At 37.3% G+C, this 25,049-nt stretch carries 23 protein-coding genes and 1 tRNA gene; 10 read left to right on the top strand and 14 right to left on the bottom strand.

Annotated features, from left to right (window positions below; genetic code table 11):
* Window positions 1-276: 276 nt before the first annotated feature.
* Complete coding sequence (locus AACY93_RS01965) at window positions 277-2,463, bottom strand: glutamine synthetase III (protein ID WP_286852471.1); 2,187 nt, start codon at window positions 2,461-2,463, stop codon at window positions 277-279.
* 125 nt (window positions 2,464-2,588) lie between these two features.
* Window positions 2,589-3,539, bottom strand: a complete 951-nt coding sequence (locus AACY93_RS01960; RefSeq protein ID WP_007649733.1) for a calcium/sodium antiporter — start codon at window positions 3,537-3,539, stop codon at window positions 2,589-2,591.
* A 141-nt stretch (window positions 3,540-3,680) separates the two neighbouring features.
* Here AACY93_RS01960 and AACY93_RS01955 point away from each other — a divergent pair, with 141 nt between their 5' ends.
* From AACY93_RS01955 to AACY93_RS01945, 3 genes are read left to right on the top strand one after another with little or no spacing between them, the layout of a single operon-like run.
* Window positions 3,681-5,108 carry a serine hydrolase gene (locus AACY93_RS01955; protein WP_286852470.1) on the top strand — a complete coding sequence of 476 codons (1,428 nt, stop codon included), beginning with the start codon at window positions 3,681-3,683 and terminating at the stop codon, window positions 5,106-5,108.
* A 2-nt stretch (window positions 5,109-5,110) separates the two neighbouring features.
* Window positions 5,111-5,482, top strand: coding sequence for a BlaI/MecI/CopY family transcriptional regulator (locus AACY93_RS01950; protein WP_286852469.1), 372 nt, complete (start codon window positions 5,111-5,113; stop codon window positions 5,480-5,482).
* 4 nt (window positions 5,483-5,486) lie between these two features.
* On the top strand, window positions 5,487-7,301 hold the full coding sequence (locus AACY93_RS01945) for a M56 family metallopeptidase (protein WP_286852468.1): 1,815 nt from the start codon (window positions 5,487-5,489) through the stop codon (window positions 7,299-7,301).
* 67 nt (window positions 7,302-7,368) lie between these two features.
* On the opposite strand, the gene AACY93_RS01940 is transcribed toward AACY93_RS01945, so the two are convergent.
* Entirely contained in the window at window positions 7,369-9,318 is a 1,950-nt protein-coding gene (locus AACY93_RS01940; RefSeq protein ID WP_286852467.1) for an endonuclease, read from the bottom strand.
* Window positions 9,319-9,436: 118 nt separating this feature from the next.
* Here AACY93_RS01940 and AACY93_RS01935 point away from each other — a divergent pair, with 118 nt between their 5' ends.
* The 3 genes from AACY93_RS01935 to AACY93_RS01925 all read left to right on the top strand — a co-directional run bounded on the left by AACY93_RS01935 (window position 9,437) and on the right by AACY93_RS01925 (window position 11,212).
* Window positions 9,437-9,589 (top strand): SsrA-binding protein, encoded by a 153-nt coding sequence (locus AACY93_RS01935; RefSeq protein ID WP_286852466.1) that lies wholly within the window; start codon window positions 9,437-9,439, stop codon window positions 9,587-9,589.
* 56 nt (window positions 9,590-9,645) lie between these two features.
* Window positions 9,646-9,719: transfer RNA gene (locus tag AACY93_RS01930), tRNA-Arg, on the top strand.
* 233 nt (window positions 9,720-9,952) lie between these two features.
* Window positions 9,953-11,212 (top strand): site-specific integrase, encoded by a 1,260-nt coding sequence (locus tag AACY93_RS01925; RefSeq protein ID WP_286852465.1) that lies wholly within the window; start codon window positions 9,953-9,955, stop codon window positions 11,210-11,212.
* A gap of 56 nt (window positions 11,213-11,268) precedes the next feature.
* On the opposite strand, the gene AACY93_RS01920 is transcribed toward AACY93_RS01925, so the two are convergent.
* A complete protein-coding gene (locus AACY93_RS01920) occupies window positions 11,269-11,469 on the bottom strand; it encodes a hypothetical protein (protein WP_286852464.1) in 201 nt (66 codons plus the stop codon).
* A 253-nt stretch (window positions 11,470-11,722) separates the two neighbouring features.
* On the opposite strand from AACY93_RS01920, the gene AACY93_RS01915 reads away from it, so the two are divergent.
* The 4 genes from AACY93_RS01915 to AACY93_RS01900 are packed head-to-tail and all read left to right on the top strand — an operon-like array spanning window position 11,723 to window position 13,378.
* Complete coding sequence (locus AACY93_RS01915) at window positions 11,723-12,478, top strand: hypothetical protein (RefSeq protein WP_286852463.1); 756 nt, start codon at window positions 11,723-11,725, stop codon at window positions 12,476-12,478.
* 18 nt (window positions 12,479-12,496) lie between these two features.
* Window positions 12,497-12,922 (top strand): DUF5675 family protein, encoded by a 426-nt coding sequence (locus AACY93_RS01910; RefSeq protein ID WP_286852482.1) that lies wholly within the window; start codon window positions 12,497-12,499, stop codon window positions 12,920-12,922.
* 23 nt (window positions 12,923-12,945) lie between these two features.
* Window positions 12,946-13,197, top strand: coding sequence for a hypothetical protein (locus AACY93_RS01905; protein WP_286852462.1), 252 nt, complete (start codon window positions 12,946-12,948; stop codon window positions 13,195-13,197).
* Between the two features lies 1 nt (window position 13,198).
* Window positions 13,199-13,378, top strand: a complete 180-nt coding sequence (locus AACY93_RS01900) for a hypothetical protein (protein ID WP_286852461.1) — start codon at window positions 13,199-13,201, stop codon at window positions 13,376-13,378.
* Between the two features lie 72 nt (window positions 13,379-13,450).
* Here the strand turns inward: AACY93_RS01900 and AACY93_RS01895 are convergent, their stop codons facing one another.
* From AACY93_RS01895 to AACY93_RS01850, 10 genes are all read right to left on the bottom strand, one after another.
* On the bottom strand, window positions 13,451-13,603 hold the full coding sequence (locus tag AACY93_RS01895; protein WP_286852459.1) for a hypothetical protein: 153 nt from the start codon (window positions 13,601-13,603) through the stop codon (window positions 13,451-13,453).
* A 1,875-nt stretch (window positions 13,604-15,478) separates the two neighbouring features.
* Window positions 15,479-16,336, bottom strand: a complete 858-nt coding sequence (locus AACY93_RS01890; protein ID WP_339610959.1) for a cation transporter — start codon at window positions 16,334-16,336, stop codon at window positions 15,479-15,481.
* Between the two features lie 575 nt (window positions 16,337-16,911).
* Entirely contained in the window at window positions 16,912-18,867 is a 1,956-nt protein-coding gene (locus AACY93_RS01885; protein WP_339610957.1) for a heavy metal translocating P-type ATPase, read from the bottom strand.
* A gap of 32 nt (window positions 18,868-18,899) precedes the next feature.
* A complete protein-coding gene (locus AACY93_RS01880; protein ID WP_045079774.1) occupies window positions 18,900-19,442 on the bottom strand; it encodes a hypothetical protein in 543 nt (180 codons plus the stop codon).
* Window positions 19,443-19,612: 170 nt separating this feature from the next.
* A complete protein-coding gene (locus AACY93_RS01875; protein ID WP_110473888.1) occupies window positions 19,613-19,879 on the bottom strand; it encodes a hypothetical protein in 267 nt (88 codons plus the stop codon).
* 24 nt (window positions 19,880-19,903) lie between these two features.
* A complete protein-coding gene (locus tag AACY93_RS01870) occupies window positions 19,904-20,263 on the bottom strand; it encodes an STAS/SEC14 domain-containing protein (protein ID WP_045079533.1) in 360 nt (119 codons plus the stop codon).
* Window positions 20,264-20,473: 210 nt separating this feature from the next.
* Window positions 20,474-21,790, bottom strand: coding sequence for an amino acid permease (locus AACY93_RS01865; RefSeq protein ID WP_163518181.1), 1,317 nt, complete (start codon window positions 21,788-21,790; stop codon window positions 20,474-20,476).
* 81 nt (window positions 21,791-21,871) lie between these two features.
* Window positions 21,872-22,309 carry a transcriptional repressor gene (locus tag AACY93_RS01860; RefSeq protein ID WP_339610941.1) on the bottom strand — a complete coding sequence of 146 codons (438 nt, stop codon included), beginning with the start codon at window positions 22,307-22,309 and terminating at the stop codon, window positions 21,872-21,874.
* 50 nt (window positions 22,310-22,359) lie between these two features.
* Complete coding sequence (locus AACY93_RS01855) at window positions 22,360-24,888, bottom strand: heavy metal translocating P-type ATPase (protein ID WP_339610939.1); 2,529 nt, start codon at window positions 24,886-24,888, stop codon at window positions 22,360-22,362.
* Between the two features lie 6 nt (window positions 24,889-24,894).
* Window positions 24,895-25,049, bottom strand: a 155-nt coding sequence (locus tag AACY93_RS01850; RefSeq protein WP_339611019.1) for an STAS/SEC14 domain-containing protein, incomplete at its 5' end; no start/stop codon positions are given.

Raw genomic sequence — 25,049 nt, 5'->3', positions numbered from 1 at the left:
TGAGCGTTATCCTTATGCTTCTCACTGTTTCTTTGTGAAAATATAAAGGTTGCAGCCATAAGCATAAGAACACTTATAATGAGCCTTTTCATGTTAATTTGTATAATTGATTAATAGCTCTGCTAAAGTACTAAAAAGCAGCCTATTTCAAGAGCCATAAGTGAACTTTTCGTTAACTTACAAATTAAATCAGATAAACGACATCGTGATTATTTAAGACAAAAAAGTCCTGTTTCCCAGGACTTTTAAAATGTATGTGTTTTAACAAAAGAAAAGTTAGTTGGTAAACAACAATTCCCTGTATTTTGTAAGTGGCCAAAGCTCATCATCCACCAACAATTCCAACTTATCGCAATGATACCTAATCTCGTTGAACAAAGGTTTTACCTTATTGCAATAGGCATCCGCTTTTTTCTCTATATCTTCTATGTGATTGGCTGTTTTTCTCTCGTTTATCATTTTGGTGACATTGGAGTTTATGGATTCTATATGTCCAGAGATTTCTTCAATCAAGGTCATTTGTTGTTTTGCAAATTTCTTGAAATCCTTACCATATATTTCCTTTAAGCCTTTTACGTTTTCTATTAACATGTTTTGATATCTAACAGCAGTTGGAACCACATGGTTTCTGGCAATATCGCCCAACACACGTCCTTCAATTTGAATATGCAAAACATATTCTTCCATCTCGATCTCGTATCTTGAAAGGGATTCTACCTTGTTCAGCACACCCAAATCTTCAAAAATCTTGATTGTTTTTTTGGAAACTTTGGCTTTTAAGGCTTCTGGTGTGGTTTTATGGTTGCTTAAGCCTCTTTTCTTGGCTTCTTTTTCCCAAGCCTCACCATAACCGTTGCCTTCAAACAAAATGTTTTTGGACTTTTTAATATACTCCCTTAAAATGTTAAAAATAGCTTCGTCTTTCTTTAGACCTTTTGTGTCTATTAAGTTATCCACTTCTTTTTTGAACTCAATTAACTGGTTTGCCACAATGGTGTTTAAAACGGTCATAGGATTAGCACAGTTTGCCGTAGAACCTACTGCCCTGAATTCAAATTTGTTACCTGTAAATGCAAAAGGCGAGGTTCTATTTCTATCAGTATTATCCAATAGAATCTCAGGGATTTTGCCAACCACATTCAGTTTTAAATCTGTTTTTTCTTCTGGGGACAATTTCCCATTGGTAACGTTTTGCAATTCGTCCAGCACATTGGTCAATTGTTCGCCAATAAAAACTGAAATGATAGCTGGAGGCGCCTCATTTGCCCCCAATCGATGGTCGTTACTAGCAGATGCTATGGAAGCCCTAATTAATTCTTCGTTATCGTGAACCGCCTTAATGGTGTTTATAAAAAAGGTTAAAAACTGAAGGTTGCTCATAGGCGTTTTTCCAGGACCCAACAAGTTAACACCTGTATTGGTGCTCAAACTCCAATTGTTGTGTTTTCCCGAACCGTTTACACCAGCAAAAGGCTTTTCGTGGAACAAGACTTTGAAATCGTGGCGTTCTGCCACTTTATCCATCACATCCATTAATAAGGAGTTGTGGTCAACAGCCAAGTTAGCTTCATCATAAACTGGAGCCAACTCAAACTGATTTGGCGCTACTTCATTATGTCTGGTTTTAACTGGAATTCCAAGCAACATACATTCTGTCTCCAAATCCCTCATATATTGCATGGCACGTTTAGGAATAGTGCCAAAATAATGATCGTCCAACTGTTGTCCTTTTGCTGAAGAATGCCCCAACAAGGTTCTACCTGTTAATTGGATATCTGGTCTTGAAGCAGCCAAACCTCTGTCTATTAGAAAATATTCCTGTTCCCATCCTAATGAGGCATTGACCTTTTTAACATTTTTATCGAAATACTTACATACCTCAACAGCTGCATTATCTATAGCTTGTAAAGCACGCAGCAAAGGGGTTTTGTAATCCAAAGCTTCTCCTGTATAAGCAACAAACACAGTTGGAATACATAAAGTGGTTCCATAAACAAAGGCTGGGGATGTAGGGTCCCAAGCTGTATAGCCACGCGCTTCAAAGGTGTTTCTAATACCTCCATTAGGAAAACTGGAAGCATCCGGTTCTTGTTGCACCAACTGGCCTCCACCAAACTTTTCAATGGCACGTCCATTACCTATAGGTTCAAAAAAAGCATCATGTTTTTCTGCAGTTGCTCCCGTTAAAGGTTGAAACCAGTGTGTATAATGTGTAACCCCTTTGGAAATAGCCCATTCTTTCATACCTGTTGAAATATGATCTGCCACAACCCTATCTATTTTGGTGCCATTGACAATGGCATCCATAACACTTACAAATGCTTCTTTGGTAAGGTATTGACGCATTTTATCTTCATTAAAAACATTGGCACAAAAGATATTGGAACGTCGTTCTTTTTCTTCTATTTTAATGGGCTTCTTATTAAGGGACTTCTTAATAGCGTGAAATCTTAAAGTTGACATAATTTGTTTGTTAGTTTTGAATATTTGAGGGCAAAGTTATAAAAAAAATGCTTTTGCAAATAAATAACCCCTAAAAAATTAGGGGTCAACTATAATAATTATATAAAACTCAACCTTAAACCCTGTTATTCGCCTGTAAAGGTCAAATAAATAAAAACCAAATAAGCTCCGAAAATAAAAAACCCTTTAAGCCTTCCTATTTCAAATTTTTTAGGCAATAACATAAAAGGAATTAAAATAGCTGCAAATCCAATCATCCAGAAAATATCGTTAGTCAATAGTTTCTGACTGTCTAAAGCAATTGGATGGATCATGGCCGTTAGGCCCAAAACAGATGCTATATTAAAAATGTTTGATCCAATTAAATTCCCAAGAGAAATGGCTTTTTCCTGCTTTACTGCAGCTATTACCGATGCTGCGAGTTCAGGAACGCTGGTACCTATGGCTACCATGGTTACAGAGATTACACGTTCGCTCACTCCAAAAGACAAAGCCAAGTCCTTGGCTCCTAAGACCAACCATTCACTTCCAAAATAAAGTGCAAAACCACCAATTAACAACCAAACTATTATTTTAAAATTGGATGTTTTTTGCAAGGCATCGTCTACTTCTTCAATGTCCACTGTATCTTTTTCCTTGGAGCGTTTGATCAATATATAAAGGAACACGATAAGAGACACAAACAACAACAAACCTTCAGTAAAATTGATAATCAATCCACTTTTCAAAATAAAATAGAGTGCAATGGACAGGAGCATCATCATGGGCCAATTCAATTTATAAAAATCCTCGCTTATGGACAAAGGAGAAATAATAGCCGTAATCCCCAAAACCAGACCAATGTTGGCAATGTTGGACCCAATAACATTTCCCAAAGCTATATCTGGAGAACCATCCAAAGCTGCCTGTAAGCTTACCAAAAGTTCCGGTGCAGAAGTTGCAAAGGATACAACCGTCATACCTATAACCAACTTTGAGATGTTGAATTTAAATGAGAGTGACACAGAAGACCGTACTAAAAACTCTCCTCCAACAACCAATAAAACCAACCCAAGCACTATCCAAACTAAACTCATAAACTAAATTTTTCGCGAAGATAACATTTCCTACGAAAAGTTAATGAAAACTAAAAATTTCGTTAAATAACTATATCAATAGTTGTGTAACTATAAAAATAGTTATAAGTTTGGAACATCAATCAAAAATCATATCTTATTATGAAATCATATACAGTTATACTTCTTTTATCTTTAATGTTAATAGGTTGCAAAAACAAAGAAAACAAACAGGAATTAGCAAATAAGGAAGACTTCGCAGAACTATCAAAAAACATAGAAGCTGTTGTTCAAGACTATATAGACTTAGGAATTTTTTCAGGCATCATATTAGTTGCTGAAAAAGGAAACATACAATTTCATAAAGCCTATGGTTTAGCAAACAGGGAAACTAAAGCACCAAACACTATTAATACGCTATTTGATATTGGCTCCATGAATAAAACCTTCACCTCTATTGTAGTAAAACAATTGGTTGCAGAAGGCAAGCTTAATTTAGATGACAAGCTCACTCAATATATTCCTGGATTTAAAGATCCAAATGCCAATAAGATTACTATTAATCATTTACTCAACCATGAATCAGGCTTTGCAGATTATCACACTCGCAATTATTTTGATTTACCACTAAATGAGCGAAAACTTAATGCTATTGTTGAACGCGCTAAATCATACGACTTAAATTTTGAACCTGGAACAGAACAAGATTACTCAAACTTAGGCTATGTTATATTAGGTGCTGTCATTGAAAAAGTATCTGGCAAATCCTATTTTGATAATGTAAACGAACGCATCGTTAAACCTCTAAATTTAAAAAACACCTATTTAAATGACTTTAGTGGTTTAGAAAATAGGATTGCTCATGGTTATTATTACACACCACTTGGCGAATTGGATGAATCTGCTCCTTTGCAAGATATTCCAAATCCTGATGGTGGGTTTTTATCAACCACTGAAGACATCATGACATTTTACAGATCTTATTATTATGATGATTTGCTTTTGAGTGAAGAAGCAAAATCTAACGATTCTTTTTTCAACTATTTAAAAGAGTTACCTGATGGTAAAGCAACAGGATCAGCTGGTGGTTTTGAAGGTTTTAATACAGCGCTTTATCAAGTTGTAAGCAACGACTTCACAATTATTGTATTTGCCAATATGGATGAACCAGTAGCAGAACATATAGCATTGGATATTTTAGCTTTAACAAGAGGAGAAACACCAAATAAACCTCAAGCACCAGCCATACAAAATGTTAGAGAGGCTTTCAATAAAAATGGAGCTGATTTTGTAAAAGCAAATTTTGAAGACCTCACTATAAACTTTCACCCTAAAGACCCAAAAGATATTATTATAAATGCTTTAGGCTACGCCTATTTATATGAAGCCAATGATGTTGACAAAGCGATTAAATTATTTAAGTTGAATACACAACTATTTCCTGACATAGCTAATTGTTGGGACAGTTATGGCGAAGCACTTGCAGAGTCAGGTAAGAAAGAGGAAGCTATTAAAGCTTATGAAAAAGCATTAACAATAAGACCAAATTTAGAATCAGCAAAAAACGCATTAAAAGACCTTAAAAAATAATCATGCAGAAACTCACAAACAAAGAAGAAGAAATCATGCACATCTTATGGAAGCTGGAAAAAGCTTTTGTAAAAGATGTTCTTGCAGAAATAAAAGATGACAAGCCACATTACAACACGCTTTCAACCATTATTAGAAACTTGGAAGAAAAAGGGTATGTGGCATACAAAGCGTATGGAAAGACACATCAATATTACCCCTTAATCAGTAAGGAGGCATACAAAAAACGTTTTATGAGTACTGCTATTGAAAATTACTTTAACAGTTCTTATAAAAATGTGGTATCCTTTTTTGCCAAAGAAGAAAAAATTAGTGTCAAGGAACTTAAGGAAATTATAGCTTTAATTGAGAAAAACCCAAACCATAAAAAATAAAACCATGGAATATTTCATTAAAGCTTCAGCTGTTTTGTGCATATTTTATGTTTGTTACAAATGGTTTTTGGAAAAAGAAACATTTTTCAATGCCAACAGATGGTTTTTATTGTCTGGATTGGTAATGGCCAGTCTTTTACCTTTCATGGTTATTCCTGTGTATGTGGAATATATGCCTATGGCTTTTTCAGAAAATGTTTTGATGGTAGAAACCAACCCACAAAACACAAGCAATCTATTTAATATTTCTAAAATCATTACATGGTTGTATGTTATGGGACTGGCATTTTTTTTAGGAAAATTGATTGTGGAATTCACCTCGTTATTTTCCTTGATAAGAACTCATAAACAGAAAAAAGAAAACGGCTTCACCTTTGTTGAGACCACTAACAACATGGCCCCCTTTTCATTCTTTAAGTGGATAGTATTCAACCCAAATCAATTTCGGGAAGAAGAATTATCACATATTATTTCCCATGAAAAAGCACATGCCAAGGAATATCATTCCATAGATGTTTTACTTGCCCAAATAAGCTGTGTGGTGTTCTGGTTTAACCCCATTTGTTGGCTGTACAAAAAAGAAATACAGCAAAACCAGGAGTTTATAGCAGATTTTAAGGCTCAAAAACAATCCCAATGCAAAAAAAGCTATCAGCGTTTATTGCTTAAAGCGTCCATCACAAATCATCCATTGGTTGTTACCAATAATTTTTATAATTCATTAATCAAAAAACGAATCCTTATGTTACACAAATCAAAATCAAACAGATCAAACACCTGGAAATTAGGCATCGTCCTTCCCCTATTGGCTTTATTTTTAATGAGCTTCAACACAAAAAAAGTGTTTGTAAATGCCACGCAAAAACACACTTTAAATACTTTAGACAACACAACCAAACCAACACAGGAAGTGGTTGTAATTACCAAGGATTTTACTGATTCCGACTTGGAAGAGATTAAAAATCAACTTTCAAAAAAAGGATTGATTTTTAAATTTAAAGGCGTAAAACGCAATACCTCTGGAGAGATTATCGCCATAAAATTAGATGTGAAATCCAATAATTCCAGTGCCAAGTACAACCTAAATGGAGAGAAAGCCATTGCCCCTATTCAAATTAGTTTTGAAAAAAATGGCGATCATATTGCCATTGGCAATGCATCTTCAAACTCTAAGGAACAAAAAATGGTTTTTATCTCCAAAGATGGCGAAATCACCGAAATAGATACCGAAAAGGGCAGTGAAAATGTGTTTGTTTACAAAACAAAAGATGGCCTTGAAAAAGAAGTGGAATTAGATGTGGAACAAGATGGAAACGTAATGTTTATTAGCGATGACGCCAAAGTTAAAACCCTTAAAAAAGGCAATAGAACCATTGAGATAGTTACGCTTTCTGATGATAAGGATGTGATTGAACTTGAAACTGATGGAAGCTTAACAAGTAAAACCATCTGGGTTACAAAAGAAGATTCCGAAGTAAATTGGACCTCAGGTGAAAATGGCAACAAAGAGCGAACCTATAAAATAAAAATAACAAGTTCTGATGAAGATGTGGACAACCTGAAAATTACCTCAGATGATCCAAGTGCGAATCAAAAAGTAAAGGTTTTGAAACTGAAAGAAAAAGAAGGTTTTTTTATTTCCAGTGACAACGGAACACCTCTTTTTATTCTTGATGGCAAAGAAATAACCAAAGATGAAATGGAAAAAATAAACCCAAATATCATTGCCCATGTAAATGTGTTAAAAGGCGATAAAGCCATAGAAACTTATGGGGAAAAAGCCAAAGATGGTGTGGTTGAGATAACCACCAAAAAGTAAAACAAAAAATAAATGTATAAAAAAATCCCAAGCTTAGGTTTGGGATTTTTTTGTCTTCTCAATCAGTTTATTTTATCAAGACCTTTTTAACAACTGTTTTTCCTTCTGAAGCCATTTTCAATAGGTATAAGCCACTTGAAAAATCTAAATCAATATAAGTATTGCCCGAAATGTCTTTAGTCATTAATTGTCTGCCATCCACTGAAAATATCTCTATGGTTGTATCTTGGACAACGCCACTAATATAGAGCTTTCCTTGAGTTGGGTTTGGATAAACGCTAATTTTTAATTCTTGTGTCTCTTCTACGCTTAAATTCTGTTCCCAAGTTTCACCAACCATATTCCCCCAAATATATTCCACCAAATCCGGCTGATCTATAAAAGGGTTTCTGTTAAATTGCCAATTATAAATGACATTGTTCCTGTTCATCTCAAAATCGTCTGGAGGATCATTTCTATGCCAATCCAATAAGAGCTGTAAATCGCCAAATTGTCCTACCATGCCTTCTGGATAGCCATTAACAATTTCCAATCCGTTATATCGTACTGCCAAATAAAACACACCTCTAGCCACATCGCCTTTAAAACTACCTAGCGTTCCAGTTGGTCCATTATATTGTCCATAAAACTGATTGCCACGACTGCTGTTTTCAGGTCCATCAACGGCTCGAATACCATGTGCATCGGAGTTGCCATGACGTAAGGAATCTGCTTTGGTTTCCCAAAACACATCCACACCATCGGCAATTTCATCTTCTTCAATACTGTAATATCCAGCTCGGGACCTGGGAAAGGTATGCTCCCTATTCCAAGTTCCTGTATTATCAGAAGTAACTTGAAAATCCAATTTTGGTCTTCCTTGTTCCAAATAAACCAACCATACCTGATTGCTGTTTGCTGGGTTTTGGTCTGCTTCTTTTAAAATATCAATAACATCGGCATAAGTTTGAGCCCTAACCACATTTGGATTGGCTACAATATCTTGCAATGCTTGACGCAAAGCCACATCGGAAAACCCATCCAAACTACTGTAATAGTCATTGGGTTGTGTGCTGGAAACATTGCCATAAGTTGGATTTATAGGTGTCCCAAAAGGTGCAACCGTAAAATCGTTATCCACCACCCGAAGCTTTAAAAAATTGTTGTACGGAATGTATGGCCACTGTAAACTTGAAAACTTTACAAGTGCTTCTTCATCACCTTCATCAAATGTATCGTCAATTAAAGTAATAGTGGTAGTCACCGAATTTTGTCCAGTTGGAATGGTAAGTGTGGTGTTTCCCGTAAAATCGGATGTATTGAACCCAAAATAATCCAAAGTAATGCTAAACACAACATCTGAGGTCACGTTTTGTTGAGCTGTAAACACGATATCAAAAACGTCGCCTTCGTTATATTGTGATTGGGATGTACTTATGGAAATAGCATTATAAACCTCTCCACTCCCATCGTTTAACAATCTTGGAGTTGGTGTTCCCACAAAATAGCTGCCGTCGTTATTTCGCTGTATGGAGTTGGTATTGTTGCCTGGACCTTCGTTTATTTGTTCGGAAACGCCCAAAAGCGCCATAAGTTCGGTATCATCAGAATCGTTAGTTCCGTAAACCAAGGCATCTATTAAATTTGCCTGTGTGGCTAAGGTGCCTTCAGGAAAATCTGTGTCGTCCCCAGTGTAAAGAGCCACAGCATCTGCTCCATTTTGAATGACATTAGCTGCAATAAGCAATTGCGGAAAAGGAGTTACAGTATCGCTTCCTATTAAAAGAAGTCCATTATTATCTGTTGTATATCCATCTAAATCGATGGTAAAATAACTGGAGTCTGCTCCGGAAGTAGACCCGTTAAAAAACACAAGTACATAACCATCCAATGAGGCATTTGGTACATCAGATTTTAATTCAACAAATTCTTGATCGTCAATTCCAGGGGTATCACAATCCAGTTCGTTAATGACCACTTGTGCATAGGTTAGGTGTGAAAAACACAGGAATCCTAGTAAAGTAATTAATTGTTTCATGTAGGGAAAATTTTAGCAAATGTAAAGAACTCTTTGCCCATATATTGTTTTCTAAATTATTAATTGGTTAATTTTAACATTTTTAGGATAAAAAATAGGAATGTATCTTTGTACCATTATGAAAAAGAAATTCTTTAAACTTTTAGCAAAACTGAATAAAATCTTACTTCTAAGTTTCACGAAACAAGGTTTGGATTTAAGCAAAGCAAGCAAATTCCAGATGGCCATTTTTGGCTGGAAATTATATGTGACCAAAAACGCATTGGATTAATTCAAGTTTTTTTTGAGGTTTAACTAAAAAAGGAATATATTTGCATCCTCAAAAACGGCCTCGTGGCGCAACTGAATAGCGCATCTGATTACGGCTCAGAAGGTTACAGGTTTGAATCCTGTCGAGGTCACTAATTTGAATTACAAAAAATGACAAAACCACGTTAACCATAGGAGTAGCGTGGTTTTTCAAGTTTTTAGACGTTCATTAAATTTGGTTTGTTTTAGTTTAACCTGTCAGTTATACGTCAGTTATTTTTTCAATCTGTCAGTTAACTGACAGATTCAACTTTTTAGGCTAACCATCAGGTACTGTGGATTTTGACTTTCGTCGAACAATGTTTAACCATTTAAGACGAATATTATGCGCACCAAAAACACCTTCTCAATTTCGTTCTGGGCAGATTTAAAAAATGCAAAAAACGAAAATGCACTTCTCTATGCCAGAATTACTGTTAATTCCAAAAGAGTAAACATAAGCCTCAAAAGAAAAGTTTACATCAATGACTGGGATTCCAAAAAAAGTAAAGTCAAAGGAACTTCCCAACAAGCAAGACAAACAAATTTGTATCTTGATCAGGTACACTCCCGGTTATTTCAGATTTTTCAGGATTTTAAGTTCAAGGGAAAATTCATAACAGCTCAATTAGTCAAAGCAGCCTATTTAGGTGAATCGATTTCAGACAAAACGTTACTCAACATTTTTGACTATCACAGAAAGAAAATCGAAAACACTCTTGCTGTAGGTACCATTAGGAACTTTGAAGTTTCCACTGGTTACGTCCTTAGATACCTAAATGAGGTTATAAAAACTTCAGATATTTATCTCAAGCAGCTGGACTACAAATTCATTAGCGACTTCGAAACCTTTCTACACAATTATTATCCAAAAAACCATCCCAAAGCATTGGGACATAATACAGTGATGAAGCACATTCAAAGACTTAGAAAAATTATAACCCTTGCTTATCACATTGAGTGGATAGACAAAGATCCGTTTGTAAGATGGAAACCCACCTATGAGAAAAGGGAACGTCAATTCCTTACAGAGAACGAACTCGCCAACATTGAAAATTATTACTTCCCCATCGAGAGGCTTGACCGTGTTAGGGATCTCTTCGTTTTTAGTTGCTATACTGGTATCAGTTATAGTGATATCATACGATTGACACCTGAAAACATTGTCATGGACATCGACGGCCACAATTGGATTTACACCAAAAGAAAAAAAACAAAAACCCTGGTAAAAATTCCCATTCTGGAGAAAGCAGAATATATTATCGACAAATATTGTGGCCACCCTATCACACAAGTAAGTGGAACACTACTTCCGGTACTTACAAACGAAAAACTAAATCTATATTTAAAAGAAGTGGCTGATGCCTGTGGCATATCCAAGAACCTCACTTTTCACATGGCGAGGCACACTTTTGCAACTACAGTAACCCTCACAAACGGTGTTCCGATTGAAACTGTTTCAAAGCTTCTTGGCCACACGAAAATAACAACAACACAAATTTATGCGAGAATCATAGATAGAAAAATTTCAGAAGATATGAGTAGTTTAAAGAATGTTCTCAAATCAAAAAAAATTATTACTAGAAAATTTAATACAAAAAAATAAATGTAGCCTAAATATTAACAATGATGTGTTATTTAAAAATTAGTGTCTATAAATAATTAATCTATAATAAATTCTTCTACTAATTCTTTTTTAATTCCAGTGAATAAAGCGAATTCCTCTATAGTAACGAATTGATGTGGTTCTTTATCTAAATACTCTTTGATTGTAGATAAAAGGTTTCGGGAATGTCTTTCACTTTTGCCAGTGATACGTTGAATATCTTTTGGATAAATACATATTCTTTTCGGCTTCCCCATACTCTATCTATGCTTTGTCTCGGCAGTTAACATACTTCAAATGTATTATTAATTGCACTTAAAACCAATGTTTTAAAGATGCATTTTGAAGTTTTATATTAACTTCATAAAGTCTGGTTTTATTTGGTTTGAATTGGTGATTTAGGCAAAAAAGGTATAAATAGGAAAAAGAGGTTTTTATCGGAAAGGGGATTCTTTGGAAATGCTAATGAGACTATAGATTTAATGATTATTAATCAAAAAACGTATAGTTATGGCAAGACAAACCGGAATTATCAGGTTGAAAGGCACCATTGGAGGTGTTACCTTTTACAAGACCACCGACGGGCATTTGGCACGAGAGAAAGGTGGCGTGGACAAAAACCGAATTGCCAATGACCCGGCGTTTCAAAGAACCCGTGAAAATGGGGCTGAGTTTGGACGTGCCGGTTCTGGTGGTAAATTGGTAAGAAAGGCCATTCGTTTGCTTTTACAGAATGCAAAGGACAAGCGAGTGACCAGCAGATTGACTCAATCGCTCATGAGAGTCATCAAGACGGACTCAACCAATGAGCGTGGATTGAGAACCATTCCAGATGGGAATATGGTATTGATCAATGGGTTTGAGTTTAATATCAAAGGGAAGTTGAGCACAGTAATGTTTGCTCCCTACACTCCTACTTTGGATCGGGTTGCAGGGACATTGGACGTAGAAATCCCTGTGTTTACACCCAATGCAAGTATTGATGCCCCTACAGGAACAACCCACTTTAAAATTGTAAGTGGATTGGCAGAAGTTGACTTCATAAACGAGACGTTTGTTTTTGACAGTCAGGAGACTGCTATTTTACCTTGGGATGCCCAAGCGACAACACTCATCAATCTTATCTCCACTGTAACCGCTAACTCTACCCTGCCTTTATTGCAACTGCTAGGAGTGAGCTTTTACCAAGAAGTAAACGGAGATATGTATCCATTAAAAAACGGGGCATACAACTCCCTTAGTGTGATTGGCGTGGATCAAGTGTAATTGTAACTTCATGGAGTGATGGAATTGCAATTGTTAAGGAATCAGTTTGAAGGGGGCACAAATGGTGCCCTCTTCTATCAAAGGAAATTTATCTGTTTTATGATTGAGTTGCCTTGGAAGGAAAATGCACAAAATATTTCGTGTATTCCTGACGGACGATATGAACTGGCACTTTGGTTTACAAGCCGTTTTAAACACCATTTGGTGGTTAAGAATGTTCCAGGACGATCGGGGATTTTGGTGCATGCTGCCAATAATGCTTCAAAAGAGCTTCGTGGCTGTTTGGCTCCAGTAACACATTTAACAGGGATTGGGACAGGAATACTTTCCCGTAAAGCTTTAGATAAACTCTTGTTGATTTTTGAACGATGTCGAAAGAAGAAAGAACCTATGATATTGACTATCACCTCAGCCGTGTTTTGCAACGGTGATGGAAATTATTAGCTAATTTAATTTTGTTTTAAATTATGAATTTAAAAGAACGTTACACAAAGCCAACTCCTAAATTTTTTAAGATTTTGCGAAATATAGGGATTGCGCTAACTGCTGCAGGTGGTGCGATACTGGCTGCTCCAGTTTCGATACCAGCCACCATAATAACTGCTGCTACGTATATGACAGTTGCCGGCACGGTAGCATCAGTAGTGAGTCAGGCGGTTGTTAAGGATGGAGACGATGACGAACCAAAGGATTTTGATAATTCTGCCTTGATAAAATAAAATGGAGCCACAATTTTTTCATCGGGTTAGTTTTTGGGGTGGCACTGCTTTTGGTGTGTTGCCCAATTTGCCTGTTGAAGATGTTATTATTACCATTATCATGGCTGTTATTGGTGCTGTGGCAAGTTTTTCTGTATCTGTTGTGTTAAAATACTTTTCCCGAAAGCACGGGAAAAAGTAGTTTGGTTCGGTGATAAAGCCCGGCGTTGGTGTCCGGGCTTTTTTATGTCTTGAACTGAAATTCCTCATTGGTTCACTGTGGTAGGTAAGGCCTCAACATCAATATTCTAAAGTCTTTGAGTTTTAGAGCTTGTCGGTTGAAGTTCTCTTCTTCTTCTTCTAGCTTTTTGAGCACTTGAAAACGTTCGTCCCTATATCGGCCATCGTATTTGACACAACTTTTCATGATTCGTTTTCTGACATCATAAATAGTAATAAATGGGATGACCGAGCCTTTGATATAAGGCATAAATTGCTATCCAACATCTAAGCCGGCACATATCCAGTATAATTTTTGGAGTTCCTTAGGTTTATTGCAAAAAACGACAAAAGCGTTTCTGTATGGCTCGAACGAAGGCTTTTCTTCGTTTTTTTCCTTTATTTAGGATATAGAAATGACTTAGGTTGTAGAATCGTTTGAAATTGTGGGTTTTAATTTTGAAATTAAGCAAGATATAAGATTTAAAAAATTAATTATGCTTTCGCTCGCTACGCTTCGTGACAATAACTTTTCAAAAGAAAAAACAAAAAAAAAGAAAGCTATAACTACTTGTGGCGTGGATAAGGCTGTCAAGGTTTTTGGAAAAAATACTACCCGGATTTAGTGAACAGTTTACATGAGCGGTATTTAGTTACTGTGTATCATAAATATACAATATCTGAGCGCCAGCTGGCACGTTCACTAAAAATGACTACTAGATATTTTATTAACGTACCGACCGGGTGGAGATTTTTTTCAAAACCCATCGGGCTTGACCTTTATAGCCTTACGCATTGGCATAAGGAAGCCACATACATTTGCTTGCTTTTTATATTATTTTTTTATAAAACTTAATTCACTTTTTTGGGGTATATACTCTTAAAAAAATAGGTTTTTGCGAGGTTGAGCATTGGAAGAAGCGATTGTATGTGTAGCATGTTTAAATAGTTGTTTGATAAAACAGCATTTAAACATGCTACTTATACAGGACTTATAGACCATAGCTTTTTGTTTTTTAACACTTTCGGTTGATGTGCAGGGCAGGGTTAAAAAACAATATGCTATGGCGTTTTACTATATTTTAAAAACCTATTTTTTTATAACCGCTGACTTGGGTGGTGGGGAAAAGTGGCAAAGTTGTGTGTACTACACTTTAATCCAAGTTAGGAATAGAGCGTGGGATAGCGATTATGTAGTTCGCGTTATTTCTAATGCCCTAGAGGTGCTTATAAATAGCCTTATTTTAATTTGGGCACGGATTTGAGCAGTGGTTTAGGGGCTATTTAGTTCGCGTTATTTCTATTGTTTTAGAGGTGCTCATGAATAGCCTCATTATGATTTTAGACGGAACTAAAGCAGGAGACCGCCGCTATTTAGTTCACTAATTTATATTTATAAATCAAGGAGTTCGTGAAAAGCCTTATTTTAATTTGGGCACGGATTTAAGCAGTGATTTAGGGGCTATTTAGTTCGCGTTATTTCTATTGCCCTAGAGGTGCTCATGAATAGCCTCATTATAATTTGGAGCACGAATTGAGCGTTGGGAAGGTGGCTATTTACTCGCTTCATTTTTATTGTTTTTAATGGTGCTCGTGAATAGCGGCGAATTTTAATTTTAGACGGAACCAAAGCAGGGGCTGCGCCGCTATTTTACATAATGGCGTTATGGTACAATTTGGGTGCGAAGCTGGGTCCCGGATTGCTACCATAACAGACCATTATGTAAATATAGACCCTATCGACACTTCCCTTTTCTGGCGGATTTTTTGTTTTTCCTCGACTCCGTTCGGACACCGTAACTGAGTGTTTTTGAGAAGACGGATTTGTGGCTCTTTACTCACTAGTTTATATTTTATAATATTGTGTTCGTGAATGTTTCACATTTGCTTTTTTGTTGTGCCGCTATTTAAAATATATGGGCTTAAACAAAAAAGGAAATTGCCACATGGGTGAATAACCGTTCTACAAAAAGTGTGACAGAAAAAGAGCGAACCGAATTTAACTGATTCTCTAGCAAATGGAAAGGAGTGGTTAATGATACTGAAATATGAGAAACTAGTTTAAGAATTGAATTATATTTATTCAAAATAAAGTTTTCACCTCGGGGAATAGCTTTTTATATTTTCCATTTATATCATTAATATGGACAACCTGAAATTCCAATTGTAGTTGAGCAGACGGAATAGGAATTTCCTTTTCTTCACCATTCTCAATAATTTTCAACGTTTTAGGCTGTAGTCCCATTAATTTTTTAATGGCTGAAGAAGTATTTGACTTTGCCTTTTCCTCCAATAGTTTCCCTAAAGAAATAAAAGTTATAATTACCGTAGCCGCTTCATAATAAACGTGAGGCTCGATACCTCGACTTAACCAAAATTCAGGAAAAAAGGTATTGAATACACTAAAGAGGAAGGCGATTCCGGTACTCAACGCCACCAAGGTATCCATATTTGCTTTACCGTGTTTGGCCTGCTTGAAGGCATTGATGAAAAAACTGCGCCCAAACCAAAAAAGAATTGGAAAGGCCAATACCAATGAAATCCATTTGCCTGGTTCCCATTGCATATAGAACATTCCCAACACAAAAATGGGTAGCGTAAGTATCGCTGACCAAATAGTGCGATTTTTTATGTCTTGATAGTGCTTTTGCTGTAGTTCTTGTTGTACTTCCGAAGGATTCTCCGCATCAATGATAATATCATAGCCCACTTCGCGAAGTGCATTTTGAAGCTGATTAGGACTCAACTCTTTGTCGTACTCTACAAGAACAGAGCTATTGGCAAAATTTACGCTTGCATCAAAAACGCCTTCCGTATGTTTTAATACAGATTCAACGCTTGCTGCACACGATGCGCAGGTCATTCCTGTAACCGGGAATGATTCTTTTATTCCTTGTTTATGGCTCTTTTCTTTGGTTTCAAATATGTTAATTGTCTCCATAGTCCTATTCTAATTTGTACTCTGCAAATTTCAGGATTAAAAGACTTTAATGTATTATGTTATTTGCTGAATGATTTGTAGAATTTGCTGAATTCGGTTCATCTATTGCAAAAGCGTTGTATCTAAACAGATATAAAATACTTTAGGAACTGTAAGAACAGTACAAAGCAGATTAACAGGATAACAACGATTAGAATACCAATCCAAATTATTTTATCTTTTTTGGTAATGCTATTTTTTACAGACGGTACTTTAGTGTTTTTTTTATTTCGTCTATCTCGTCTATTTCGTCTATTTTCTAACATAGAATATCATTTTTGCTATGAACCAACCAACCAATCAACCACTTCCACTTCATCTGCTGTAACCCCAAAAATTATATTCTCGCAGTTAATCAATGCTTATGAATATTCCCTTTTAGCACAAAATAGTATAATAGGAATGCGGTTATTACCACAAAGATTATTGCAAGAATCCCATTGAACTTATCTTTTTTTTGTGATTTTGTTATTCGATGATTTACTAACCTTTTTATTTCTTTTATTTCTCTGTTTTTGATACATCGTTTTTGATTATTACCATTTCATCTTCTGTAATCTAACAGCATTTAAGATAGCCAACAAAGCCACTCCTACATCTGCAAACACAGCCTCCCACATTGTCGCCAGGCCTCCTGCACCCAAAACAAGTACCACAGCTTTTACTCCAAAAGCAAGCGCAATATTTTGATATACAATACGTCTGGTTGAACGACCAATTTTAATAGCTTTTGCAATTTTGCTCGGTTGGTCTGTTTGGATGATAACGTCTGCCGTTTCTATCGCTACATCACTTCCCAAGCCGCCCATTGCGATACCAACATCGCTTACTGCCAATACTGGGGCATCGTTGATGCCATCGCCAATGAAAGCTACTCTTCCGTCATTTTCGGACATTAGTTTTTCGACTTCGTTCAATTTATCTTCTGGAAGCAATCCGCCTTTTGCCCAATCTACACCCATTTCTTTGGCAACTTGTTGAGTAATGGAATCCTTATCGCCCGAAAGCATTATGATTTTTGAAATACCCGATTCCCGAATTTGATTAATGGCTTCGTGGGCATCATCCTTTAACTCGTCTGCAATGATTACATAGCCTGCAAATTTGCCTTCAATGGAAACCATCACGATAGATTCTACAATGTTGTCGGTTTCAGATGGAACTTCGATATTGTTTGAAATCATCAATGGTTTATTCCCAACCAATACGGTTTTGCCGTTTACTGTTCCCTTTAAGCCTTTTCCTGCTACTTCACTTACTTCGGAAGCTTGAAAATCTTCGCCATCGGCTTTATAATCCATAATTGCCTTGGCAATGGGATGGGTAGATTGTTCTTCCATCGCCATTAGGTATTTCATAAATTCAGGTTCTTTCCAGCCAATGGCTTTTATTTCTTTGATTTTAAAAACACCTTTGGTTACAGTTCCTGTTTTGTCCATAACAACGGTATTAACCTTCGTCATTTCATCCAAATAAGATGCGCCTTTGAACAAAATCCCGTTTTTTGAAGCTGCTCCCAATCCACCAAAATAGCCCAACGGAATAGAGATAACCAAAGCACACGGACAGGAAATAACCAAGAAAATCAATGCTCTATACAACCAATCGCTAAAAACATAATCGTCCACAAAAAAGTAAGGTAGAAATGTCAAGGCAATTGCCAAGAATACCACGATAGGCGTATAGATTTTTGCAAACTTTCTAATGAACAATTCGGTCTTTGATTTCCGTGCGGTGGCGTTTTGCACCATATCCAAAATTCTTGCAATAGAACTATCCTTAAATTCTTTAGTAGTTTTTATTTCAATTACACCGTCCAAGTTTATGCTTCCAGCAAATACTTTTTCGCCTTTTGCAATGGTATCAGGTTTGCTTTCGCCCGTTAATGCTGCGGTATTGAACGAGCCTTTTTCGGACAATAAAATACCATCTAAAGGAATTTTTTCGCCCACACGTACTTGCACTTTTTCGCCAATAGCAACGGTTTCGGGATTTACAGAAACATAATTGTTGTCCCGATAAACCAAAGCTTCATTGGGTCTTACATCCAGTAATGCCTTGATGCTTCCTTTGGCTCTTTTAACCGCGGCACTTTGGAATAATTCGCCTACCGCATAAAACAACATTACTGCCACACCTTCCGGATATTCGCCAATGGCGAATGCACCTATGGTTGCGATGGACATCAATAGAAATTCGGTAAAGAAATCGCCATTTTTGATGCTGTTCCAACCTTCCTTTATCACAGGAAAACCTACAGGAAGGTATGCGACTGCATACCAGACGATACGTATCCAATCTTTAAAAAATGCTACGTCAAAATAATCCATCGCAATGCCAATAATCAGCATTACAAAGCTGAAAATTGCTGGTACATAAACTTTAAATTTCACTATGCTTTCTGCGCTGCTTTGGTTGTGGGCATCATTGCGCTTGTGAGTATCTGAAGAAGTTTTATTCAAATCTCTTAAATTGACTTTCTTTTTTTTCATTAGTTTGATAATAATTTTATTTTAATTCACAGTTATTCCAATCTCAACACCAATTGCGCAAACTGCACTTCTATGGTATCATCGATACCCTCTATTAAGAAATCCAAACCAGTATTTGAAACCAATAATTGTCCGGTTGCACTTATCAAGCAGGACATACTTACTCCTTGTTCTATATGGGTAATGGTTGCTTTAAATTGTGATTTAAAGGATTTTCCTTGATAAGTAACATCTATCAGCCAATTAAAGTTGATAGGGTCGTGCCGTTTTGATAAAAAATCCTGTGATGGAATAGTGCCCGTGAACCGAAGCATCAAAGGGGCTTCCTGCTGTTGTAAAATGGTATTGATTTCAGGAATATCTGTTGATAAAGTCTTAAGGTCGAGTACACCATTAACCACTTTGGAATCATAATCAAGATATAAGGCCAATTTATGGCTTTCTGCCTTGACGGGTTTAGAGTTAACCAAAGTCATCATCATAATATGACCTTCTTCAGTTGTATAAATTTTTTGGGCGTTTACTTTATAATAACTAACCAACAAGATTATTAAAATACAATGTTTAACATTCATAATATCCATCTTTAATTGTATAATTAAAAAAAAGCAGCTTCTACTTTTGCTTTTAATGCTATTAATCATTTTGCTTTAAGAAGCATCATAAAAGCTGCCTGCTATTAATTAAGTTTTCACTTAATTTATTTTAAATAAAAAATTTCACTCTTTCACATAACCACTTACCGCTATTTATTATCTATATCCTTTTCTCTTTTACCGAAATAATACATCAGAGCAACACTTGCACCTAATAGTCCAAACAGAATATTCTCGAAAATTTGATTCCCATTGATATTCACAATTTCAATGAAATTATTTATTAAATATTGCCACCAATTAATTTCATAATTCTGACTGCTAATCGTGAAAATTGTTATCCCCAAAGGTTGAAGGATAAAAACACCTATGGCAAACCCAATTAGTATGGTAATAAGAATATTCTTTTTATTCATCGTCTGTCTTTTACGGAAGTAAGCTTACTGGCTCTCAATCCAACTTTTGGCATCTTCCTTTTGGTCTATATTGAAATACTTAATTTCGGCGTTGGTAAAAGGCTTCATAAATTGGGTTATCCATTCTTGCCATTTTTTATCTCCTACCATTGCTATTTTTTCATAGTCTCTGGCGTGGGCCGTATCCATTTTGAGGTCTTCCCATAAACTAGGCAAGTCCCAACCCGTAAAATTGTCCATCTCAAAATACCAACGAACCTTCATCCCCTTGTCCAGTATAGCGTGGATAAGTGGATGGATTTTTTCGATGTCTTCTTTTCTCAATTTGCCCGAAGCTTTTGTTGCAACAATATTTTTTTCCTTTAACTCAATTATCTGTAACATTTTATATAGTTTTTAATTAATTATTATCCTTCTAAATCGTAAAACCATTCTTCAGCCATTACAATTGCTTTTTTGATGGCCTTTTCTTTTGAAAAGTCTTCCTTTTCGATTAATTCTTTCGCAATTTCAATTGCCTATTTTCTTACCGATGGATTAAGGGTGTCAAGCTCTGCTCTAAATTCTTCAAATGTCCAGTCCATAAAAAATATATTAGTGGTTAAACAATTCCTTTTCCTTTTCGGGGTCTATATCTTTTTTTTCTCTTTTATCCAAAAAATAATCCAGCAAGATACCTACTACAATCGCTCCCACAAACGCGGCATAAACTTTCCAATCAAATTGTATGACCAAAGAGAGGCTTATGATTATCGCCAAAATTGGCAGTATCGGAACTTTCCCAACAGATAAAGGAACTTTAAAGGGCCTGTCTTTATCTGGTGCTCTGAAACGCAATACGATAAGGGCAATGTTCACGGCGACAAAGACGAGCAACGCACCCAATGACGACATTCCCGCTACGATTTTAATATCGCCCAATAGCATAAAACCCGCAACTGCCGCCATAACCACAATGGTAGTAACCCACGGCACTTTATGTGCATTGGTTTTGGTCATAAATTTCGGAAGTTCGCCCACGCTTGCCATTCCAAACAGCAGCCTGCTGATAGAGATAATACCGCTAAAGGCCGCATTGGCAGTAGCAAAAAGTGCTGCGACCGCCAATGTCACGGGCAACCAACTGTTGAGATTTGATGCCGCAAGTGAAAGTGGCGAATCTACTTTTGCCAGTTCTGACGGGTCGGCAATGTTAAGTACCGTAAAAGCTATGAGCAGATAGATAACGGTTGTAAAAACCATTGTCAGTAGAAAGGCACGAGGAATGGTCTTGCCAGAGTTTTTTACTTCAGAACCCAATGCAGCCATATGCTCAAAACCTGTATAGACAAAAAACAAGGTTGCGGTAGCCGCCAAAGTACCGGAAAAGGATTCAACTTTAAAAAATTCAGCCTTTGGCGGGCCAGTTTCTGCAAGCCCGACCACAATAAGAATGAACAATCCCAAAAGTTGTATGCTAACCATTATAATATTGGCAGTAGATGATTTCTTGATTCCCGTAATGCTTATCAATGAAAGAATTATCAATACGCCATAACTTATCAATAGGGAAGGCACACTAAAAAAAGTGTTGAAATAACCTGAAAAGGCCAGCAATACAGCGGCTATCGTGGCAGAACTGTGAAAGGCAATTGTCCAGCCAGTGAGAAAGGAAGGAATGTCAATTTTCGGAAACGCTTTGCGTACAAAAATGAATTCGGCACCTGCATTGGGATAGGTAGAGGATAACTCTGCATAAGACAATGCCGAAACGCTGGCAGCAATTGCAGCGAAAACAAAACTCAACCAAAGGTCGGTACCTGCTTGTCCAGCTGCTGCGCCTATGACAGTATATATTCCTGCACCCACAATAGTGCCTACTCCATAAAAGGTAAGACGAATTGTTCCCAATGATTTTTTTAATTCTGCCATAATATTTTTTAAGTTAGAGAAGGTGGAAGAAACCTGAACCTGACCATTGGACCCAAGGGTTCAGAATTCTGAAACTTCCATCTAATATTTTTGCCTGCATTTTTCACATATTCCCTTTAATATCAGGTTCACATTTCTCACTTCATAATCGTCTGGCAAGCTTTCTTTCGATATCTTATTCGGTAAACAGATTGTTCTTCTGCAATCGGTACAATGAAAATGCAGATGTAAATCTATACCGTATTTATCTTTGGCGTTTTCATCAGAAATAGCATATTTTGCCACTCCGACCCCATCATTAATCTGATGAATCAGCCCTTTATCCTCGAAAATCTTGAGATTTCGATAAAATGTCGTTCTGTTTGCTGTTTTATTGGTTTCGCTCTTTTGAACAAAAGCCTTTTTCAAATCGGAAAAGGACACGGCCCTTTGCTTCCTTTTCAGGAACTTGTATATCTTCAACCTCATTTGAGTAGGTCGAATACCGTGATTTAATAGTATCTTTTCCGTTTTAGTCATTGCAATATTAATTCAAAAGCAAACCCTTTTTTCAAAACATATATTTGATGCTATTTCTTATAAGCCAAAAGCCTTAACGCATTAAAAACCACAAGTAATGTTGAGCCTTCGTGGATGACCACTGCAATACCGATATTGGCCCAACCCATAATGGTCGACGGGATAAGCAATGCCACAATACCGAGGCTTACCCAAAGGTTTTGCTTGATAATTGCCTTTGCCTTCCTGCTCAAGCCTATGGCAAAGGGCAGGGTTTCCAATTTATCGGCCATTAGGGCAATGTCTGCAGTTTCCAAGGCCACATCACTGCCCGCTGCACCCATTGCGATACCTACTGTGCTGTTTGCCATTGCAGGGGCATCGTTCACACCGTCGCCTACCATTGCGACTTTGGATTCCTGTTCTTTTAATTTTTTAATGGCATCTACCTTTTCCTCTGGCAACAGGCTTCCCCAGGCATCGGTCAACCCAATTTCTTTAGCAACGGCATCGGCAACCTTTTGATTATCCCCGGTTAGCATTATCATCCGCTTGATACCGATTTCCTTTAATTTTTTCAGTGTTTCCTTGGCCGCTTCCCGTGGGGTGTCCATCAGGGCGATGATACCTATATATTCTTTGTTCCTTCTTATGAGCATCGTAGTATTTCCACCACCTTCAAGTTCTTTTACTTTATTCGATATATCTTCGGATGGTTTTGCTTCATCGAGGTCTTCGTACAAGTCAAGGTTTCCAATATAGATTTTATCCTTGCCCAAAGAAGCTTTGATACCTTTTCCGAGAACTGCTTCCAAATCTGACGCATCGATAATATCAGTACCTTTCAGACGCTCTTTCCCATCCCTTACGACGGCTTTGGCCAAAGGGTGGTCGCTCAAGTTTTCAACGGCAACGGCTATCTTTAACAGTTCATTTTCTTCAATATCCCCCAATGGTACTACTTCGGTAAGTTTGGGCTTGCCTTCGGTAAGCGTGCCTGTTTTATCAAAAGCCAAAGCGGTTATGACCCCTAAATCCTCAAGTGGTCGCCCACCTTTGATGAGCACGCCGCCACGTGCTGCCCTTGCCACACCGCTCAATACGGCACTTGGTGTTGAAATGGCCAGTGCACAGGGACTTGCAGCTACCAATACCGCCATTGCACGATAAAAGCTGGCACTAAACGGTTCGTCAATGACCAGAAAGGCAAAGAGTAGGATACCAACCAGTATCAGTACGGATGGCACAAAGTATTTTTCGAACTTATCGGTCAGCAGTTGCGTGGGGGACTTCTGGGTCTGTGCCTCGTTGACCAATTTGACCAGTCGGGACAGGGTAGAGTCTTTGGCTTCTTTGATTACCTTTATTTCCAGCGTGTTATTACCGTTGATAGTTCCGGCAAATACCCGATTTTCATCCTTAATATCATCGTCTGCCGAATAGTCCCTGCCTGTATCTTCCACGGGAAGTTTATCCACGGGTACACTTTCCCCAGTAATAGGGGCCTGGTTTACACTGCTTTTTCCGTTGACCACGACGCCATCTGCGGATATTTTACTATTGGGCTTGACCACTATAATATCGCCAATACTCAATTGCTCAATTCCAACTTCTTCGGTCTTGCCATCTTTTTTAAGCAATGCTGTTTTTGGTGCAAGGTCTGCAAGCGCAGCAATGCTTTTTCTTGCTTTGTTCATTGCGTAATGTTCCAAGGCGTGCCCAAGGCTAAATAAAAACAACAACAGTGCACCTTCTGCCCATTCTCCCAGAATGGCGGCACCAATGGCAGCGACCAGCATTAAAAAATCAATTTCAAAACCACCCTTGGCCACAGTTTGAACCGCTTCCTTGGCCGTAAAGAAACCACCGAAAAAGTACGCGCCAATGTACAAAGTAAGACTGACCCAATCCGGGATGGATTCCACATAAGAAAGCCCGAAACCTATCCCGAGAAGTGCCCCACAGATAATGGAAAAAATAAGCTCCGTATTTTTACCGAAAACCCCACCATGGGCGTGCTCTTCTCCTTCCTCGTGGGTCTCGCCCTCCTTGTGCTCGTGGCCCTCTGTGGAAGTTTGCTCTTTAGTATCTTCCTTCTTTGAACGTTCCTGTTTTTTTTTGGATGCTTCGGTGTAATTATTTTCGTTTGAAGAACTCCGCTGAACCTGAAGGTCTTCCTTTTCAATCTGTTTACTTATTTCATCAAAATTTGTTTGCTTTTTATCAAACTCAAGGCGCACCATTCCAGAGGCCGAAACGGAAGCCTCCAAAACCCCATTGATTGCCAAAAGACTTTTCTCTATGGAACGTGCCTGTCTTGTATGTCTGATTCCTTTTACCTCAATGAGCAAATGCCCATATTTTTCGGTAATCTCGGCACCTGTCTGTTCTGCGAGAGATTGAATGCGGTCTATGGAAATGATATCTGGGTCATAATGAAAACAGAGCTGTGGCGTGGTATCTTCCTTTGTATCGGTAACGTGTACTTTTTCGATACCCTCTTTGGCCTGTAGTTCTTGAATAAGCCTTTTAACACAAGTGTCTTTTTCGTTTGGAACTTGCTGTAGGATAACCGGGATTTTTAGTTGTAGTTTTTTCATTTTTCACTATTTTTTTTTAATCCATTCTTTGGCATCGTCTTTTTCTTCTGGCTTATAAAATTTTATATGAGCTTCTGAAAAAGGAAGCAATACCTCGGTAAATTGCTCCTGCCATTTAACGCTACCCACTAAAGCAACACGCTTTAAATGTGTTTCATTCG

Source organism: uncultured Xanthomarina sp. (assembly GCF_963971605.1).
Lineage (GTDB): Bacteria > Bacteroidota > Bacteroidia > Flavobacteriales > Flavobacteriaceae > Xanthomarina > Xanthomarina gelatinilytica.
Note: the sequence above shows the minus strand (reverse complement) of the source record. Positions and strands in the feature narration are given on the sequence as shown.

What these genes read in the sequence shown, in the direction of transcription:
- AACY93_RS01965 (WP_286852471.1), bottom strand. Translation starts at nt 2,463, where the DNA reads ATGTCAACTTTAAGATTTCACGCTATTAAGAAGTCCCTTAATAAGAAG.
- AACY93_RS01960 (WP_007649733.1), bottom strand. Translation starts at nt 3,539, where the DNA reads ATGAGTTTAGTTTGGATAGTGCTTGGGTTGGTTTTATTGGTTGTTGGA.
- AACY93_RS01955 (WP_286852470.1), top strand. Translation starts at nt 3,681, where the DNA reads ATGAAATCATATACAGTTATACTTCTTTTATCTTTAATGTTAATAGGT.
- AACY93_RS01950 (WP_286852469.1), top strand. Translation starts at nt 5,111, where the DNA reads ATGCAGAAACTCACAAACAAAGAAGAAGAAATCATGCACATCTTATGG.
- AACY93_RS01945 (WP_286852468.1), top strand. Translation starts at nt 5,487, where the DNA reads ATGGAATATTTCATTAAAGCTTCAGCTGTTTTGTGCATATTTTATGTT.
- AACY93_RS01940 (WP_286852467.1), bottom strand. Translation starts at nt 9,318, where the DNA reads ATGAAACAATTAATTACTTTACTAGGATTCCTGTGTTTTTCACACCTA.
- AACY93_RS01935 (WP_286852466.1), top strand. Translation starts at nt 9,437, where the DNA reads ATGAAAAAGAAATTCTTTAAACTTTTAGCAAAACTGAATAAAATCTTA.
- AACY93_RS01925 (WP_286852465.1), top strand. Translation starts at nt 9,953, where the DNA reads ATGCGCACCAAAAACACCTTCTCAATTTCGTTCTGGGCAGATTTAAAA.
- AACY93_RS01920 (WP_286852464.1), bottom strand. Translation starts at nt 11,469, where the DNA reads ATGGGGAAGCCGAAAAGAATATGTATTTATCCAAAAGATATTCAACGT.
- AACY93_RS01915 (WP_286852463.1), top strand. Translation starts at nt 11,723, where the DNA reads ATGGCAAGACAAACCGGAATTATCAGGTTGAAAGGCACCATTGGAGGT.
- AACY93_RS01910 (WP_286852482.1), top strand. Translation starts at nt 12,497, where the DNA reads ATGGAATTGCAATTGTTAAGGAATCAGTTTGAAGGGGGCACAAATGGT.
- AACY93_RS01905 (WP_286852462.1), top strand. Translation starts at nt 12,946, where the DNA reads ATGAATTTAAAAGAACGTTACACAAAGCCAACTCCTAAATTTTTTAAG.
- AACY93_RS01900 (WP_286852461.1), top strand. Translation starts at nt 13,199, where the DNA reads ATGGAGCCACAATTTTTTCATCGGGTTAGTTTTTGGGGTGGCACTGCT.
- AACY93_RS01895 (WP_286852459.1), bottom strand. Translation starts at nt 13,603, where the DNA reads ATGAAAAGTTGTGTCAAATACGATGGCCGATATAGGGACGAACGTTTT.
- AACY93_RS01890 (WP_339610959.1), bottom strand. Translation starts at nt 16,336, where the DNA reads ATGGAGACAATTAACATATTTGAAACCAAAGAAAAGAGCCATAAACAA.
- AACY93_RS01885 (WP_339610957.1), bottom strand. Translation starts at nt 18,867, where the DNA reads ATGAAAAAAAAGAAAGTCAATTTAAGAGATTTGAATAAAACTTCTTCA.
- AACY93_RS01880 (WP_045079774.1), bottom strand. Translation starts at nt 19,442, where the DNA reads ATGAATGTTAAACATTGTATTTTAATAATCTTGTTGGTTAGTTATTAT.
- AACY93_RS01875 (WP_110473888.1), bottom strand. Translation starts at nt 19,879, where the DNA reads ATGAATAAAAAGAATATTCTTATTACCATACTAATTGGGTTTGCCATA.
- AACY93_RS01870 (WP_045079533.1), bottom strand. Translation starts at nt 20,263, where the DNA reads ATGTTACAGATAATTGAGTTAAAGGAAAAAAATATTGTTGCAACAAAA.
- AACY93_RS01865 (WP_163518181.1), bottom strand. Translation starts at nt 21,790, where the DNA reads ATGGCAGAATTAAAAAAATCATTGGGAACAATTCGTCTTACCTTTTAT.
- AACY93_RS01860 (WP_339610941.1), bottom strand. Translation starts at nt 22,309, where the DNA reads ATGACTAAAACGGAAAAGATACTATTAAATCACGGTATTCGACCTACT.
- AACY93_RS01855 (WP_339610939.1), bottom strand. Translation starts at nt 24,888, where the DNA reads ATGAAAAAACTACAACTAAAAATCCCGGTTATCCTACAGCAAGTTCCA.